The sequence below is a fragment of the Glaciecola sp. HA4-3 genome (genome assembly GCF_055693685.1).
Window position 1 is genome coordinate 2,749,371 of the sequence record NZ_CM146340.1, and the last position, 16,784, is coordinate 2,766,154.

Consider the following 16,784-nt stretch of genomic DNA (forward strand, 5'->3'; position numbering starts at 1 on the left):
AAGGAGAAAGTACACTCGTGTTATTGTTATGGTTTAAGGCACTTCACATCTTTTTCATGATTGCATGGATGGCTGGTATTTTTTACCTACCAAGGCTATTTGTGTATAACGCTGAATCGAATATTGCTGAAGTAAAAAGTCAATTAAATGTCATGCAAAGGCGCTTGTGGTTTTTTGTTACACCATTTGCCATTTTGACCTTGGTGTTTGGCGTCTTGATCATATATCAATACGGATGGCATTGGTTCACGCATAGTTACTGGTTGCATCTAAAACTAGCACTAGTTGCGTTATTCTATGTCTACCATGTGTATCTATTTATTTTGCTTAGGCGCTTTATCGCTGGAAGCAACACTCATAGCCCCAAATTTTATCGTTTTTTAAATGAAGTACCTGTTTTGGCGCTACTGGCAATTGTTGTCTTAGTCGTTCTAAAGCCGATTTAGTGTTTCGGGGCTTGGACGAAGGTTTCAAATTGATTGGGTAAGTATTGGGCAAGATGACCAGAAATCTCAACATATTTTTTAAGTGTTTGAGTCATGTTTTGGCTAATTAACGCTAATTTATGTGGCATCTGCTCATCGCCTTGAGAAGCCGCTTGTTTGATAGTTAAACTGGCTTGTGCAAAACATGAAAACACATGTAACACATGCTTTAAGTCTTTGCCTAAACCTGGCGCACGCTCTGGCGCGGCATCTTGCATTTTATCCCATGCGCCTTGCCATATCTTTTCACGCGCCCCATGTGCCATTAATAAGCCTTCACACCATTGCTGAATCGCTTGGTTATTTTTACTTAAGGGCGATTGTTTTTCATCATAAACTGCGTAATGCGGCGCATGTATAGTTTCATTGTGCATGCTCTTTAGACAATCCTTGACGTATCCAAAAAGCTTATCGGTGATCTGATCAGCTTGATCAATTCCACTAATCTGATTATGTTGTTTGATAACCCATGGCAACCACACATCAGGTAAGGGTATCTCCGGACAAGCACATGCACCAACAAGGCAACCTTCAACGTAATGTTGTGAATGCAAAAATGAAACAGATTCGTCACCGGCGTATAAGTCGTGTAAAGTCATGTATCTACAAGGGCTTGTAGTAGTAAATTAGACTTAATCATACTCTTTAGAGTAAAGGATTCAAGCAAAGTCTACATTAACAATAATAAAAAAAGATAGGCGAATATAGTTATGAGAACTGGCATAAAAGGACTAATAATAACCGCTGCCTTCATCGGTCCAGGCACTGTTACTACTGCTACCTTAGTTGGTGCTCAAACGGGCTATGCATTCATTTGGCTCTTGGGGTTTGCGGTAATAGCCACCTATATTTTGCAAGAACATGCTTCAAGAGTAGGCAGTGCCGCAAAAATGGGGCTATCAGAAGCAATTATGGTATGTATCAAGCACCCCTTTGCAAAGATTATTATCGGACTTCTTATTGTCTTAGCTATCGGTATTGGAAACGCCGCATATGAGGGCGGTAACATAACAGGCGCTGCACTTGGCTTATCGGCAAGCTTTGGCGGAACGATTACTCATTGGGCTTTGGGTCTTGGGGCAACGGCCTTTATATTATTGGCAAGTGGACACTATAAAATAGTCGAAAAGTGTTTAGTCGCTTTGGTTGTATTAATGAGTATTGTTTTCATTAGTTTGATGCTAATGGTGGGGATTAACGTTAACCTTCTTAGCCAAGGACTCTTATTTGACGGTGAATTTGTTTCTAGCATGTTAAGTAACAACATGGGCTTAGCGCTAGCCATAATTGGCACCACCATTGTGCCTTATAATTTGTTTTTGCATGCAGGCTTAAGTGCAGCTGATGCAAAAAAGAGCAGTGGGTTTGAAGAACCTAATCAACGACGGCATTTAATGCTTACAATCGGGCTAGGAGGTTTAGTTACTCTTGCCATTTTATCGAGCTCAGTGACTACTTTTTTTGTGTCTCAAACACCCGTAGAAACAGCCAATATTGCTAATCAATTACAGCCTATTTTCGGCGATAGCGCGACTTTGTTCTTTGGGATTGGCTTATTTGCTGCTGGTTTAACTAGTGCTATCACCGCGCCGCTTGCAGCTTCATATGCCATTAGTGGATTATTTGGATGGCGTCAAACACTCAGCGACTTGCGTTTTAAATTAGCAGCTTTGCTTGTCGTGATCGCCGGCACTGCAACTGCAAGTCTTGGCATCAAACCTTTAAACCTTATTTTGTTAGCACAAACAGCAAATGCATTGCTATTACCAATATCCGCAGTGTTGTTAGTTTGGGTGTGTAACAATAAAATGCTGATGAAATATCATGTGAATGGATGGGCTAATAACCTTGCGGCATCGATAGTGGTGTTATTAGTCATCGTTTTGGCGTTTTATAAACTGATATAGTTTACCGCATAAGCCATTGGCTAGGATTAAGGGCTTTACCTTTGTGACGAATTTCAAAATAAAGCCCAGAACGACTTTGCCCGCCACTAGTGCCGGCAAGACTGATACTTTGACCAGCTAAAACGGGCTCTCCAACATTCTTTAATAGTGCTTGATTTCGACCATACACCGACATATAACCATCTCCATGGTCAATAATGGTTACTAAGCCAAACCCTTTTAGCCAATCTGCATATAAGATGACTCCATCGGCAACAGCAGTGACAGGAGAACCCGCTCTTGCATCTATAATAATGCCATTCCATCTTACTTGACCTTGACGCCGCTTTCCAAACAAACGCTGCACTCTTCCCGATGCTGGTACTGTCAATTTCCCTTTTAGCCCACTAAGTCCCGCTAATTCAACACTCTCAATTTGTGCAGTCTCTCGGGCCGCTTGTGCAGTAATTTCTGCTCGTTCAATCGCTTCGCTAAGATTCAACTCTTGCTGTTCAAGTTGTTCGACTCTAGCTTGATCCGTTTTTATTTGTTGTTCAATTTTTTGTAATGCAGCAAACCGACTTTGTTGCTGCTGACCAAGTTGCCTAGCTTGAGTTGCTTGCTTATCAATGAGTACCGTTAATTCCGCTTCTTTATTACTCAACTCATTTTTCACATTCGTTAACGCTGTGATTAAGCTTCGAAATGATTCAATTTGTGCCTGTCTTGCTTTATTTAGGTAATAATAATAGGTAACTACTCGTTCAAATTTATTGGCTTCGTTTTGGTTAAAAATCATTTTTGCAAAATCGTAGTCACCTGCCATGTAAGCGCTTTTAACTTGACTAGCAAGTGCCGATTGCTGATCTTCAATAGCCCCTTCTAAACGGACCCTGTCTTTGTTCAGATTTTCTAAGCCCACTCTAGTTTCAGCAAGCTCATTGTCAGTATTGTTTAGCTTGGTAGCTGTTTCGGCAATCTCCAACTCTGCAAGTTTCAATTCTTGTTGCAAGCGTTCAGAATCTGCTAAGTTTTGATCAAGCTGCTGTTTGGTCTGAATGATCAGCGCTTGAATCGTTTCTAACTCTTTGGTTTGGGATTGTGAAAAGGCATCATTAGCGTATAAGACACACCAAGCTATGCACACAAAGGTGAAGCTTAGCAATCCTTGGCTCTTTTGTAGTCTCTTAGTAGTCAATGCATTTCACTTAGTTAGTCTGTCGCTTTTAGGCTTTAGAGCAAACGCAGAATTGATTTTCCAGTCATTTCACTTGGCTGCTCCATTCCCATTAAATATAACATAGTTGGCGCAACATCACTTAACGTACCGTCTGTTCTGGCTTGTGCTTGACGCCCATAATAAATAAAAGGCACCGGTTCACAGGTGTGTGCGGTATGTGCGGCGCCTGTGTTCGGGTCGAGCATTTGCTCAGCGTTACCGTGATCAGCGGTAATAAGACACTCGCCATTGTTGCGCTCCAAAGCATCCACCAGTCGTCCAATGCAATGATCTACCGCTTCACATGCTTTTACTGCTGCATCAAACTTACCAGTATGACCGACCATATCGCCATTTGGGAAATTACAAATAATCACATCATATTCACCTGAATCAATCGACTCAATCAACGCATCGGTTAATTGTTCTGAGTTCATTTCAGGTTGTAAATCATAGGTCGCTACATCTGGTGAAGGAATCAAAATGCGTTTTTCACCATCATACTCATCTTCTTTGCCACCACTAAAGAAAAAGGTAACATGGGCGAACTTCTCTGTTTCACTGATTCTAAGTTGCGTTTTATTGTGTTTTGCCAACCACTCGCCCATCACGTTCACCAAATTCTCAGTGGGATAGGCAACTGGTGCATCAATATTGGACTCAAATTCAGTTAACATCACAAAATTTGTTTTAGGTCTGGCATTTCGCGTAAAACCAGTAAAGGTATCAGTGACAAATGCATGAGACAGCTCGCGCGCTCTATCTGCTCTGAAATTCATAAACAGCACAGTGTCTGAATCTTTTATCCCTGTAAATTCACCTACTACAGTAGCTTTTACAAACTCATCCGTTATGTCATTTTGATATGAGCTTTCAATTGCGTCACCCGCAGTGGCAGCATTCACTTCACCTTTACCTTGGGTGAGCAAGTTGTAAGCAAGTTCTACTCTTTCCCAACGATTGTCCCTATCCATTGCGTAGTAGCGTCCAATAAGTGAGCTTATGCTCGCATTGCCTAACTTGTCACATTCTTGTTGTGCTTGGCTAATATATCTTGCTGCACTTTGTGGTGGAGTATCTCGGCCATCTAAAAACCCATGAAGATGGATGTGCTTAACTCCTCGTTTGTGCGCGAGTTTCATTGCTGCAAACAGATGGCTTTGATGAGAGTGGACGCCTCCGTCTGACAACAAGCCCATAATGTGAACATCACCATCATCTGCAATCGCTTTATCAATGGCCTCTAATAGCGCAGGGTTACTCTGAAACTCACCATCATCGATGGCTTTGGTAATTTTTGTAAAATCTTGGTAAACCACTCGCCCGGCACCTAAATTAACATGTCCAACCTCAGAATTGCCCATTTGCCCATCCGGTAAACCAACATCCAAACCCGAACCTGAAATGAGCGTACTGGCATAATTATGCGAGAGTCTATCTAAATTAGGTGTATTAGCAGCAGCAATGGCATTGTTGGTTGGGTCTTCACGATATCCCCAACCGTCTAAAATAAATAAAGCAAGAGTGTGTTTTTTAGGATTTGCTACTGTGACAGACATTGACCTTCCATTTGCTGATGAAAATTTGAGTAGGTGTGTAATTTACCAGTTATTTCAACAAGCTCAAATAAAAGTGATAGATAATATATGGTTCTTAACGACTATTACTGTTTTTTGTTGTACGTTTCGCTATAATCGCGCATCAAATTTATAAACTATTATCAAACGAGAGCAATACACATGGACCAATTGATAGAATTTGCCGGCGATAACTTTATTCTATCCGGAATTTGGGCAGCACTTATGCTCATGCTGATATATTCATTTATATCACCTTTACTATCCAAGTCTTCGCGTGTCGACAACCATCAAGCAACATTGTTAATGAATAAAGAAGACGCGATTGTCTTAGATATTCGTCCAGCGAAAGATTTCAAAACAGGCCATATCATAGGCTCACGTCAGCTGAAGCCTGAGGAAATTAGAGAAGGTAACTTCAGCAAACTTGAAAAACACAAAGATCACCCCATTATTGTAGTATGCGCCATGGGTAACCTTGCGGCAGGAACCGCTGATAAAATGGTTAAACAAGGCTTTACTAAAGTGAATGTATTAGCGGGTGGAATCAATGCATGGCAAGGTGCAAGCCTCCCCTTAAGCAAATAAAAAATCGAGATTACAATGCAAAAAGTTGAATTATATACAAAAGGTTATTGCCCGTATTGCAAAAGAGCAAAGTCGCTTTTAGCGTCCAAAGGGGTTGAATTTACCGATTTTGAAATAGATAAAAATCCAGAATTGCGTGACCCAATGATTGAGCGCGCTGGCGGCCGCACAACGGTACCTCAAATCTTTGTGGGTGATACGCATGTAGGTGGTTGCGACGACTTGTTTGCACTAGAATCTGCAGGCAAATTAGACACACTTTTACAAGGGTAACTAGTTTACCCCATATATTTATATTAACACTCTTAAAGAAAGTAGAAATAATAGGAAACACTAATGGCTGAAGAAGCACAAGGCGCACAACAAGGCAAAGAAGTACAATTTAATATGCAACGTATTTATACAAAAGACATCTCTTTTGAATCTCCAAATACACCTGCTGTGTTCCAAAATGAATGGAAACCTGAAATTAAATTAGACATTGATACACGTACAACGGAAGTTGAGCCGAATATTTACGAAGTTGTGTTGACCGTCACAGTCACTGCAACTAATGCAGGTGATACCGCGTTTTTATGTGAAGTGCAGCAGGCTGGTATTTTTGCAATTGGTGATGTTCCAGATCAAAATAAAGCGCACATGCTGGGTTCTTATTGCCCTAACTTGCTATTCCCGTATGCGCGTGAAGCAGTTTCTAACTTAGTTAATCGTGGTACATTCCCTGCTTTAAACTTAGCGCCAGTGAACTTTGATGCCATTTTTAACGCATATGTTGAAAAACAAAGAGCAGCCAAAGCAGGCGGCGCGACTGCACCGGTTGATGCACCAAAGCTAGACGCCTAAACAGCAATGGGTACTAGTGAGCATATCACTGTAATAGGCGCAGGGTCTTATGGCACTGCGCTTGCTTTTTGTTTATCTCGCAATGAACACTACACCTATCTGTGGGGCCGAGACAAACAAGCAATTGATCAGATGAACACTACACGCTCTAACGAGCGTTATTTAGATGGTTTTACATTCCCAGAGCATTTAATTCCGACTAGTGATTTGCAAAACAGCATCGACAAAAGTCGCTATGTATTAATTGTAGTACCTAGCCATGCCTTTGCCGATATTGTAAAGCTTATTACGCCTATGCTACAAACGCATCACCAAGTAATTTGGGCTAGCAAAGGCTTAGAGCCGAAAACAGGTAGATTGCTAGAGCAAGTTTTAGCCGATCATTTACCTGAAAACATACCAAGAGCGGTTTTATCGGGGCCGACTTTTGCTAGTGAAATGGCAGCAGGATTGCCCACAGCAATCACATTATCAAGCGATAATACGAAGCTTGCTGAAACGTTTTCCCGCCTATTACACAATCCCAAAAGCTTCAGAGTATATGTAAATAATGATTTAATTGGCGTGCAACTTGGGGGCGCCGTGAAAAATGTTATCGCTATTGGTGCCGGCTTAGCTGATGGCCTTGGTTTTGGCGCAAATGCACGCACCGCTTTAATTACTCGTGGTTTGACGGAAATGCAACGATTAGGTTTAGCACTTGGTGCTCGGCCTGAAACCTTTATGGGGATGGCGTGTTTAGGTGATTTGGTATTGACCTGTACAGACAATCAATCACGTAACCGACGATTCGGCTTAGCCTTAGGCCAAGGTTTAGGAGTACAAGATGCGATTGATAGTATAGGGCAAGTTGTCGAAGGTTTTCGTAACACTGAAGAAGTGCATATTTTAGCGCAACAAAAAGGCATCGAAATGCCCATATGTGAGCAAATTTATAAAGTACTTTACCAAGGTAAAACGGCCAAAGAAGCCGCGATTGATTTACTCAACAGAGAACAAAAAGCTGAGTAAACCCCCTTAATTCTCTGCTTGCGTTTTGTATTTATCAAACCATGCAATGATATTTTCAATCTTCCCAATCATTCGGGAAGGCTTACCAGCAATACCATGTGAAGCCCCTGGTACTTTAACTAAAACAGTATCTACTTTGAGTAACTTCAAGGCTTGATAATATTGTTCAGTTTCAGACATTGGCGTTCGCTTATCGTTAACACCCGTTAGCAGCATAGTAGGAGTTTTCACGTTAGCGACAAGTGACAAAGGTGAGCGTTCCCAATAGTGCTCAAGATGGTCCCAAGGCATACCAGGAAATTGATACGGAATTTGATACAAGCCGCTATCAGCAGTAAGTACTTTTGAAATCCAATTAATCACCGGTTTTGCAACAACTGCTGCATTGAAACGATCAGTCAAGCCAATTGCATAAGCGGTTGCAATGCCGCCGGCTGAACCACCAGTGATAAACAAGTTGTTTTCATCGATAATACCTTTAGCAATTAAGGCATCAATCCCTGACATATGATCGGCAAAATCGTACTTAGAAGAATATTTATTCTGCAGCAACAAAGCAAAGCGTTCCCCGTATCCAGTACTTCCACGATGGTTATTAAAAAATACGATATAGCCCTGTGCGGCCATTCTTAAAACTTCAGCTGAAAAGTGAGGGCCATACGCTAAATGTGGCCCGCCATGGATCTCGATAATTAATGGATATTTTTTTGCCGCGTCATAATCAGGCGGTAATACATACCAGCCATGTATTTGCTCTCCATCGATTGATGAGGTGTAAGTGATCTCCTTTATCGCTCCTAGGTCTTTATGTCCAAAAAGGTCTTCATTTAATTGCGTTAATTGACGCTCTTTACTGCCCTTTTTAACAAATATATCTGCCGGCCTGTCAAAACGACCTTTTGTATAAGCAATTGTATTGTCATTATATGAAAAATCTCCGCTTGTATAAGGTCTACCCAGAGATCCCCCACCTAAGCCCTTTACTACGTTTTTCACATTACCCGATAGACTGACATAGTCGACTTGAGTGACGCCGCGCACCATTTGCTGAAAGTACAAACCCTTGCTTTGTTTCCATTGAAAATTCGACACCGAATTATCAATATCTACACTCAAATTTTTATCATTCTCACCCGTAATATCCATCACATGTAAATAACGATTACGATACGCTAATTTCTTGTCATCTCGTCTTGAATAAGCGATGTATTTACCATTTGGCGATACACTTGGATTTGATGCACCGCCTGGATAATCTGTTATTTGAACAAGATTACCCGCTAAATCCACTGAATAAATATTCGATTGCCCAGGTTCATATTCCCAATTAATACTTCGGTTTGCTGAGAACACAATGCTTTGATTGTCGGGCGTCCAACTCAAGCTTCCGCGATGATGAAAAGCGCCTGATGTTAATTGACGAGCACTGCCACCTTCAGCCGGAACAATAAAAATATGAGTATAAGCTGGATCCAAAATACCTCTACCATCAGCTTGATAGCGCGCTTTTGTAATGTATTGAAAAGGCTCTGCCCAGCTCGCCCCTTTGGGTTTTTCTGGCATTTTCACACTAAATGGCTTTTCCTTTACCGATACACTCATGGTAAACGCTAAGGTGCTGCCATCTGGTGACCATGTTAACGACGAAGGAGATGATGGTACGTTGCTAACAAGTGCCGTTTGCCCCGTGTCCATCCATCGAACATATAGCTGAGGCTTACCGTCTTGATTAGAGATATACGCTAAGCGATCGCCATTTGGTGACCATCGAGGTGAATAATAATTATGCCTTGATGACATAACCGGCCGATGTTGCTTGCCATCAGCAGAGGCAATCCAAAGGCTTGAGCGTGTGCTATCACTCATAATATCGTTTGAGCGCCTTACATAAACTACCTGCGTTCCATCTGGAGAGACTTGTGGATCGCCTGCGACCTCGAGTTGGAAAATATCTTCAGCTTCAAATATCGCGCCACTTGGTGCAGCGCTGGCCATTTGCCATGTGCTAGATAATATAAAAATACAGATAAACAAACTGAAGAATCGTTTCATCGATAACGCACTATACTGATACACCACAACCTCACTTATTTTAATTTGCCTACTTACTACTCTTGATTAAACGATTTAGCTTAATACAAATCTTCACTTACCAATTAAAATTTTTGCGTACGAAAAATCTCAACATCACTTAAGCTGACAATTCCCGGCTGCTGCGCAAAGTTCTCATTCATTAGTCGCTCTGCTATTTTTTCTGCAATATCTTTTGATAATACAATTACTTCTACTTTTACAATTCTGAACTCATCGACTAAGGAAAGGTGTTGAGATTGATGTAAATGAAACGAGCCATTTCCACCACCTTCAAAAATCGTGTAGCCTTTTGCACCTTCTTCTTCTAAGACTGCCAGTATTTCTTTTTCAAACACTTTTTCAGTCATTATCGCAATAAGTGTGGCTTTATGTTTCATGTAGCCTCCGGTAGAAATTTAGTGAAAACAGATAATCGCAAGTTCGGTAAACAGTGGGATTCCAATTGCAATACAGATTGGCGTCCCAATACTTGTTGAAGAACCAATAAATGCAGACGGGTTTGCAGAGGGAATACCTGCTCTTAATGTTGGCGGACCCGAAATATCCGAACTTGATGCTGCTAATATTGACAATAAAACAACACCACCAGGGCTAAAACCCGTTGTGTAATGCGCGATTGCGCCAAATCCAAATGCTATACCACCATGGAGTAATGGTGCGATGGCAGCATATACTGCATACCAATGAGCAACCCGACGAAGCTCACTTAACCTTTGCCATGCTTCAATACCCATTATGATCATCAAGATAGATAAAAAACCACGAAAAACTGGATTATAGAAACTTTCATATACTGGTTCTGGCCGAGTAAGCAACCCTAGCAGTAAACCTAATATTAAGGCGGATAGGGCTGAGCCTTGCAAACTGTCTTTTACTATTTCTTTTATACTAAGGGTTTTGCGTTTGGACCTTGTTTTGCCGTCTTGCGCTGTCAAGGCTTCTTCTTTCTCGGTCGCTAATCGACCAAGAACAATCGCCAATACAAGTGCAGGAATATCCATAAATGGATATAGTGCCGAAACCCATGCCTCATATTCCATTCCCACATCTTCAAGATGCAGCATAGCGGCGGCAAATGTTGATGCAGAAACAGCACCAAAAAGTCCAGCTGTCGCAATTGCATCCACGGGTTTGATGCCTAGGAAGCTTAGACAACACAAGTTTACCTAAGTATACAATAATGACGCCTATCAATACCGTAAATATAGCGGGAAGCAACAGCTCTGCAAGGTTAGCGTTACGGATTTCCATCCCACCACGCAACCCTATTTTCATTAATAAAACAAAGACAATAAATTTGTAGACTTGGTCAGGGATTGTTAAGCGACTACCCATTGCAGCGATAAACATACCGCCTAACAAGAAACCTAAAGTAGGCGTTTGAAAGCCAGAGATAAATAAATCAAAAAAGCTAAATAGTGTATCCATAGACGTGTCATTTTTCTTATTGTTGAGCAACAAAATCTAACGTTGCTAAATATGAGCGCTTAAGCTTTTATTACCAAACAGTATAAGTATAAAAATCAAATATTGCCGAACAATTTATCACTGCACAATTGCTGGTTGAAAAGCTAGCCTAAACATAAAACTGCTAATCAATTACGTCCTCAAGAATGGGAAACACATATACATAGCTGCTGTCCATCTCAATTTCATCTTTTAGTAAAACTGGCGTGTCTTGGATGTCAATGGGAATGAAACACTGACTACAATAGTTTTCTCGATTTTCAATCAAACAAACTAGCTCTAAATTTTCATAATCGGGATAAATAATTGCACACGCGACAAAACATGCATCTTCCTCGACTTTCTCGACTAATTGAGCTTGCAAGTCATTTACCGCTGCCTGTAAATCGCTTGGATTGATATCCTGATTGGCCGTAGGTGCAAAAGCATTCACTTTATTGTCACTGTTTAGGCTAAACGCAAACGGGACTAACGAACCGTTGGCATCCATAGTTGTGCTGGCGTGATCTAAAATAGAGGGAATTAATATCGAGATCTGGGGCTCTAAGGGCATATCATTCATATCAAATCATCGTTACATAGCGCGGACTTTTACGCTCATCCATGTGAGATTGGCTACGCTTTGATGTCAATTGAAGGTTTATCTTTATCATAGCGCCTATCCTTACCAGAGCGTGTGTCTAGCAAAGGTTTTGTTTTGCGTTTACGTCTATCTTCGCCTTCACGCTTATCGTACATTGGCACATTAATCTGCGTGTGTTGCTTTGTAGAATCCGCTTGAGTTTCTGCTCGCTCAAGGCTGACCTGACCCTTTTTCACTGGTTTTGTTCGCGTAGTATTGATGGGTAAAAATGTCGTAGGGATAACCATAACTATACTCCTTTCTTATTCTAATATTGGCAGTGATTTCATGCGAGTTACACTTTGCCAATATCTGTATCGGCTCATTATAAGAATAATTGAGCTTTTTTTAAAGAATACTCAAAAATTCTTAACAATTGCCTATATTGCATTATCAAATCCCAATTGGCGCCATGATTCATATACAAAAACGGCCACCGCATTTGACAAATTCATACTGCGACTGTTTTGTGTCATCGGTATGCGAACCCTGCATTTTGGTGGCAGCGACTCTATGACTGATGCAGGCAAGCCTCTTGTTTCAGGCCCAAATAGCAGCGTGTCGCCTGCCTTATATTTAGCTTCATGATGATAAACCTTACCTTTAGTTGTACATGCATAAATTGTTTGTGGATTTTCACTTTCAATAAATGCCGATAAACTCGCGTGTCGCTTGGTATTCACAAATTCATGATAATCCAAACCAGCCCTGCGTACCTTTTTCTCATCCCAATCAAAACCAAGGGGTTCAATTAAATGCAATTGAAAACCAGTATTTGCGCAAAGGCGGATAATATTTCCCGTATTAGGCGGGATCTCAGGTTCAAAAAGAACAACATTTAGCATCTTAACTTCCTAAATCGATATTTAACTAATTGGAAAAGAAGTCATAAAGCGCGGTTAACGCGATTTGGCGAATATGATCTTTTTCGAAAATAATCTCGTGTTGCGCATCAGGTATTTCAAGCAAACGAGCATGCTTAGAACGTTGGCAGTAATGTTCAATTACATCATTATCGACAATTTGATCATCCTTAGCCTTAAACACTATACAATCAGTCTCGAGTTTATCTAAGTTCTCTTCGACTTTGTCCATTGCCGCCATAGAAGCAAGCAACCAAGTAAAAGAAATTCCACCTAATTGATTAACTGGGTAGTCGCTCATGACTTTACGAAACATCTGGTAACGAGGCTCACAACTTGTTAAATCATTACCAACAAAAGGTAAGCTTTGATAAACACTTTGCCCCCATACATATGTTTCGGGTAACTTGAGGATATTTCTTAGTCCCATGGTGGTTCGTGCAAGCGCTTTGATGATAGGTTTGGGCATAGGTAGCTTTATCCCAAACATCGGAGAAAACAAAGCCGCTTTTGAGAACGTCTGAGGGTAGGTTTGTAAATATAATGCGCCGATTGCGCCGCCCATACTATGGCACATTAGATACTTAGGCAATTCGCTTTGCTTATTTTGCACTAACAATGGTTCAAGTACAGTTTCAATCACAGTATGTAAATCGTCTACGTACTCTTCAAAACTATTTACAAAACCAATATGAGGGTCGCTTAATGCTCGGCTCGAACGCCCCTAGCCTCGATGGTCAATGGCAAAGACTGAATAGCCATTTAACACTAGCTCATGAAACAGCTCTGCATATTTGTCACTCGCTTCGGTACGTCCTTGAATAAAACAAATAGTTGCTTTTGCATCAGGATTAAATGCATAAAAGTGAGCGATTGAGGTACCATCTTTCATCAAACTATGTGATTTTTTCACATCGCTTTGATAGAACTCATTATATTGAGTATTAGGATAGTGTCCGACGTCTTGTTCACTATAAAAAAATATGTCATTGTTCTCTACTAACCAGCCAATCAGCATCAGGCTCAAGCTGGCAAGGCGCTTAAAACCAAAAACTAAACGCATACGTAATCCACCAAGCTCTGATTTTTCAACATCAATGTGTCCATTGTGTAACTCAACAGCAGCCTTAGTAATCGCTAAACCAAGTCCTGTGCCTTGGGATAACTGGGTTTCACCCACGCGTACAAAAGGCTCAAATATACGTTGAAGCGCCTCTTTTGGCAATCCTTCTCCATCATCATCAACTATTACTTCAAGGTATCTACCTTTATCTGACTTTCCGTTTGACACATTTAGCTGACTTTTCTTATTTGAAAACTTCATTGCATTTCGACAGACATTTTCAATTGCACTAACAAAACTCGCTGTGTTAACTACTATTTGAACATCCTCATAAGGACTAACTAAAAAGTCTTTTTGTTTTGCGGTAGCTTCAAATCTCAAATCATCCACGACCGGACTTAATAAAGATTTAAGACTAATGGTCTGTTTAACATCAAGGCTAATAGCATGCTCAGCATTAGCTGCTTTATCGTTATCTATTTTCGCAAGTTGCAAGGCTTGTGAAATTAATCCATCAATGATTTGTACTTCTCGCTCGATGCGTTGACCATGTTTTATTTGGGTATCACCTTTAGGCTCCAATAACGCCAGCGCTAATTGTAAGCGGGTTAATGGCGTTCGTAACTCATGCGACACATTCGCCATTAATGCTCGCTGTTTATGTAAGCTTGAGGACAAACTTGAGGCCATTGCATACATGTCATTATGCAATTGCCCTAATTCATCTTTACGTTTTGCCAAAGACTCATCGATTTGTGCTTGCTCACCTGATGCAAAACGATTCGACAAATCCCTCAGCCGTTTAAGGGGTTTAGAGATATTTACGGCAATTGGAATACAGGCGAGTGTCCCAAGACTGATAAAAACAAAAATAGCGAGCCCAATACTTAAAGTTGGACGTTCTGAAAAAGGTAATAGGCGACCTATAAACATTAAATATTGAGTATCACTGGCATTGACGATAAATGGACCAATGAACTCAAGGGAGTTTGCCCTGATAAGAACCGGACTTTCCAACTCCGCCAGATCAACAAATCGTTGTGGGTGATTCATCAAAGGCCTAGGAAAGTTCATGTGTAATTGACTAGTGTTTTGATCAATTGCAAGCAATTGCCACTTACCTCGTGCAGACATGGTACGTAACACTCGTTGAATAGGCGCACCTCTTTGTAGCATTATTTGAGAACGCTCGATAAGCATATTTGAACGATCAATTTGCATAGGATCTGCGGCATTAACTTGCCATGTATTCATGGTGGCTCGAATCACAAAAAAAGTCACAATAGCCATCGTAAAAATTGCGAGCCAAAACCATAAAAAAATGCGACTAAAAAGTGTATTGCTTAAGGTACTAGTTTTTGTAGAAACGACATTTTACGAACACTCGACTTGCATCAAATAACCTAACGAACGTCTAGTTTTAATGATATCTACTACTCCGACATTTGATAATTTTTTACGCAGGTTGCTAACGTGCATATCAAGGCTGCGGTCAAACGCACTGAGTTTTCGACCTAAAATTTCCTCACTCAACAATTCTTTACTTTGTAAATTACCTGCGTTTTTCATTAAATGGCTTAATATCAAAAATTCAGTCGCAGTCATTTCTACTTTCTGTTGAGCAACTTCAACTTGCTGGTTTGCTTCATTTACCTTTATACCGTGTAGTTCAATTACTTGGACTTGTTGACTCTCGTTTAGTATTTTCAACCTTCTAACAAGCGCTTTTATTCTTGCCACAAGTTCACGTTGGTTGAACGGCTTGGGTAAATAGTCATCAGCGCCCAACTCTAGCCCCAGAATTCGATCAAAGTCATCCCCTTTTGCAGTGAGCATAATGACGGGAATAGTAGAGAATGCCCTCAAACGTTTGAGTGTTTCAAAGCCATCAATCTTTGGCATCATGACATCCAATAGCAATACATGATATTGACTTCGCTTAAGTTGCATTAATCCCTCAATGGGATCATTCTCTACGTCGACTTCAAAGCCTTGTTGCTGAAGATACTCAGATAATAAATTCGTCAGTTCAGTATCATCATCAATAATCAAAAGTTTAGGCATATTCACATCCGTTAAATAGATACCGCTGCATGGTAAAAAGCATTTTGGAAAAATCAAACCATCTTTACAAAAGCTTTACACTGACTTTGCACTACTTTGCGTTGGTTTGGCTATTATAATGACATACAAACTTAACACATAAATCTAGTTTGTATTTGTCTGTTGACCAACTCTAGTGAATATTCACTTTTAGGATGAAATTATGAAAAGATCTTTATCGTTACTACTTTTTACCAGCTTAAGCTTGAGTACCGCTTTTGGTATACATGCGGCACAAACTTCAAATGAACTAAGTGTGCAAGCTGTTCATCATCAAAAAGCATTTGGTTTTAAAGGCTTAGATTTGAGCCGAGCACAAAAACAAGACCTCAAAATGATTATGAAACAGCTTAGACAAGATTTAAGTGTATATGCCTCACAGCGAGATGAGATGCGCATGCAGCATCAAGCACTCATGCAAGAGGCATCATGGAACGAAGACAATGCAGCTGATTTAGCAAAAATGCGTGTTGAGCAAGGCACTGAAGTTTCCTTGTTACGAGCCAAAGCACTCAATGCTGCTTACAACATCCTTACCGATAAACAAAAAGCAGCACTAGTTGAAAAACAAGCAACTAGGAAAGAACGACGAGCAAATAGAGAGCCAAACGAAAAGAGGCAACAGCGAATAGCAAATGCGCTGGCGCTAAGTGAGCAACAACAAACTGAACTAGCGCTTATTCGAGAAGAAGCGAAGCAAGATAGACAGTCACTTAAAATTGAACTGAGCGCCTACGCGGATGCTAAGCGAGAGCTTATTCAGTCACCAACCTTTGATGAAGCTGCATTTTTGCAGTTAGAAACTCAATACCAGCCAGTATTAATTGAAATGTCTGTTGCAAAATTATCGACACGATATCAGTCGGCATCGGTATTAAATGAGCAGCAGCAAAATAAAATGAAGAAAATACGAAATAAAATGAAAGAAAAACGCCGCTCGTCCGGTTCTATATAGGGAATCAA

The 16,784-nt window shown here is 40.6% G+C and carries 18 protein-coding genes and 1 pseudogene; 7 read left to right on the forward strand and 12 right to left on the reverse strand.

All coding sequences use genetic code 11. From position 1 onward, the window contains the following. Window positions 1-17 precede the first annotated feature (17 nt). On the forward strand, window positions 18-446 hold the full coding sequence (locus ACZ1G6_RS13210; protein WP_472616707.1) for a CopD family protein: 429 nt from the start codon (window positions 18-20) through the stop codon (window positions 444-446). On the opposite strand, the gene ACZ1G6_RS13215 is transcribed toward ACZ1G6_RS13210, so the two are convergent. Then, entirely contained in the window at window positions 443-1,084 is a 642-nt protein-coding gene (locus ACZ1G6_RS13215) for a UPF0149 family protein (protein ID WP_472616708.1), read from the reverse strand. The two genes, ACZ1G6_RS13210 and ACZ1G6_RS13215, sit on opposite strands and share 4 nt — an antisense overlap. Window positions 1,085-1,195: 111 nt before the next feature. Here ACZ1G6_RS13215 and ACZ1G6_RS13220 point away from each other — a divergent pair, with 111 nt between their 5' ends. Continuing rightward, complete coding sequence (locus ACZ1G6_RS13220) at window positions 1,196-2,392, forward strand: NRAMP family divalent metal transporter (RefSeq protein ID WP_472616709.1); 1,197 nt, start codon at window positions 1,196-1,198, stop codon at window positions 2,390-2,392. Window position 2,393: 1 nt separating this feature from the next. Here the strand turns inward: ACZ1G6_RS13220 and ACZ1G6_RS13225 are convergent, their stop codons facing one another. Next, entirely contained in the window at window positions 2,394-3,569 is a 1,176-nt protein-coding gene (locus tag ACZ1G6_RS13225) for a murein hydrolase activator EnvC family protein (RefSeq protein WP_472616710.1), read from the reverse strand. A 35-nt stretch (window positions 3,570-3,604) separates the two neighbouring features. Beyond that, the gene (gpmI, locus tag ACZ1G6_RS13230) at window positions 3,605-5,149 is read right to left on the reverse strand and encodes a 2,3-bisphosphoglycerate-independent phosphoglycerate mutase (protein ID WP_472616711.1); all 1,545 of its coding nucleotides are present in this window, start codon (window positions 5,147-5,149) and stop codon (window positions 3,605-3,607) included. 180 nt (window positions 5,150-5,329) lie between these two features. Between gpmI and ACZ1G6_RS13235 the strand changes: the two genes are divergently transcribed. From ACZ1G6_RS13235 to gpsA, 4 genes are all read left to right on the forward strand, one after another. Continuing rightward, the gene (locus tag ACZ1G6_RS13235; protein ID WP_472616712.1) at window positions 5,330-5,755 is read left to right on the forward strand and encodes a rhodanese-like domain-containing protein; all 426 of its coding nucleotides are present in this window, start codon (window positions 5,330-5,332) and stop codon (window positions 5,753-5,755) included. Between the two features lie 15 nt (window positions 5,756-5,770). After that, window positions 5,771-6,028 carry a glutaredoxin 3 gene (gene grxC, locus ACZ1G6_RS13240; protein WP_472616713.1) on the forward strand — a complete coding sequence of 86 codons (258 nt, stop codon included), beginning with the start codon at window positions 5,771-5,773 and terminating at the stop codon, window positions 6,026-6,028. Between the two features lie 63 nt (window positions 6,029-6,091). Next, complete coding sequence (secB, locus tag ACZ1G6_RS13245) at window positions 6,092-6,598, forward strand: protein-export chaperone SecB (protein WP_472616714.1); 507 nt, start codon at window positions 6,092-6,094, stop codon at window positions 6,596-6,598. A 6-nt stretch (window positions 6,599-6,604) separates the two neighbouring features. Further along, complete coding sequence (gene gpsA, locus ACZ1G6_RS13250) at window positions 6,605-7,609, forward strand: NAD(P)H-dependent glycerol-3-phosphate dehydrogenase (RefSeq protein ID WP_472616715.1); 1,005 nt, start codon at window positions 6,605-6,607, stop codon at window positions 7,607-7,609. Between the two features lie 6 nt (window positions 7,610-7,615). Here the strand turns inward: gpsA and ACZ1G6_RS13255 are convergent, their stop codons facing one another. From ACZ1G6_RS13255 to ACZ1G6_RS13295, 9 genes and pseudogenes are all read right to left on the reverse strand, one after another. Next, window positions 7,616-9,604 (reverse strand): S9 family peptidase, encoded by a 1,989-nt coding sequence (locus ACZ1G6_RS13255; protein ID WP_472618988.1) that lies wholly within the window; start codon window positions 9,602-9,604, stop codon window positions 7,616-7,618. A 161-nt stretch (window positions 9,605-9,765) separates the two neighbouring features. Then, on the reverse strand, window positions 9,766-10,080 hold the full coding sequence (locus ACZ1G6_RS13260; RefSeq protein ID WP_472616716.1) for a P-II family nitrogen regulator: 315 nt from the start codon (window positions 10,078-10,080) through the stop codon (window positions 9,766-9,768). Between the two features lie 18 nt (window positions 10,081-10,098). Beyond that, on the reverse strand, window positions 10,099-10,830 hold the full coding sequence (locus tag ACZ1G6_RS13265; protein WP_472616717.1) for a sodium-dependent bicarbonate transport family permease: 732 nt from the start codon (window positions 10,828-10,830) through the stop codon (window positions 10,099-10,101). Beyond that, window positions 10,754-11,131 carry a sodium-dependent bicarbonate transport family permease gene (locus tag ACZ1G6_RS13270; protein ID WP_472616718.1) on the reverse strand — a complete coding sequence of 126 codons (378 nt, stop codon included), beginning with the start codon at window positions 11,129-11,131 and terminating at the stop codon, window positions 10,754-10,756. The genes ACZ1G6_RS13265 and ACZ1G6_RS13270 overlap by 77 nt, the downstream gene beginning before the upstream one ends. Before the next feature lie 163 nt (window positions 11,132-11,294). Next, window positions 11,295-11,732: a hypothetical protein gene (locus ACZ1G6_RS13275; protein WP_472616719.1), complete on the reverse strand. Its 438-nt coding sequence runs from the start codon at window positions 11,730-11,732 to the stop codon at window positions 11,295-11,297. A gap of 53 nt (window positions 11,733-11,785) precedes the next feature. Further along, a complete protein-coding gene (locus ACZ1G6_RS13280; RefSeq protein ID WP_472616720.1) occupies window positions 11,786-12,040 on the reverse strand; it encodes a hypothetical protein in 255 nt (84 codons plus the stop codon). 132 nt (window positions 12,041-12,172) lie between these two features. After that, window positions 12,173-12,637, reverse strand: a complete 465-nt coding sequence (trmL, locus tag ACZ1G6_RS13285) for a tRNA (uridine(34)/cytosine(34)/5-carboxymethylaminomethyluridine(34)-2'-O)-methyltransferase TrmL (RefSeq protein ID WP_472616721.1) — start codon at window positions 12,635-12,637, stop codon at window positions 12,173-12,175. A gap of 25 nt (window positions 12,638-12,662) precedes the next feature. Beyond that, window positions 12,663-15,008 (reverse strand): annotated as a pseudogene (locus ACZ1G6_RS13290) (alpha/beta fold hydrolase). Between the two features lie 84 nt (window positions 15,009-15,092). Next, on the reverse strand, window positions 15,093-15,782 hold the full coding sequence (locus ACZ1G6_RS13295) for a response regulator (RefSeq protein WP_472616722.1): 690 nt from the start codon (window positions 15,780-15,782) through the stop codon (window positions 15,093-15,095). A gap of 202 nt (window positions 15,783-15,984) precedes the next feature. Between ACZ1G6_RS13295 and ACZ1G6_RS13300 the strand changes: the two genes are divergently transcribed. Beyond that, on the forward strand, window positions 15,985-16,776 hold the full coding sequence (locus ACZ1G6_RS13300; RefSeq protein ID WP_472616723.1) for a Spy/CpxP family protein refolding chaperone: 792 nt from the start codon (window positions 15,985-15,987) through the stop codon (window positions 16,774-16,776). The last annotated feature ends 8 nt before the right edge of the window (window positions 16,777-16,784 follow it).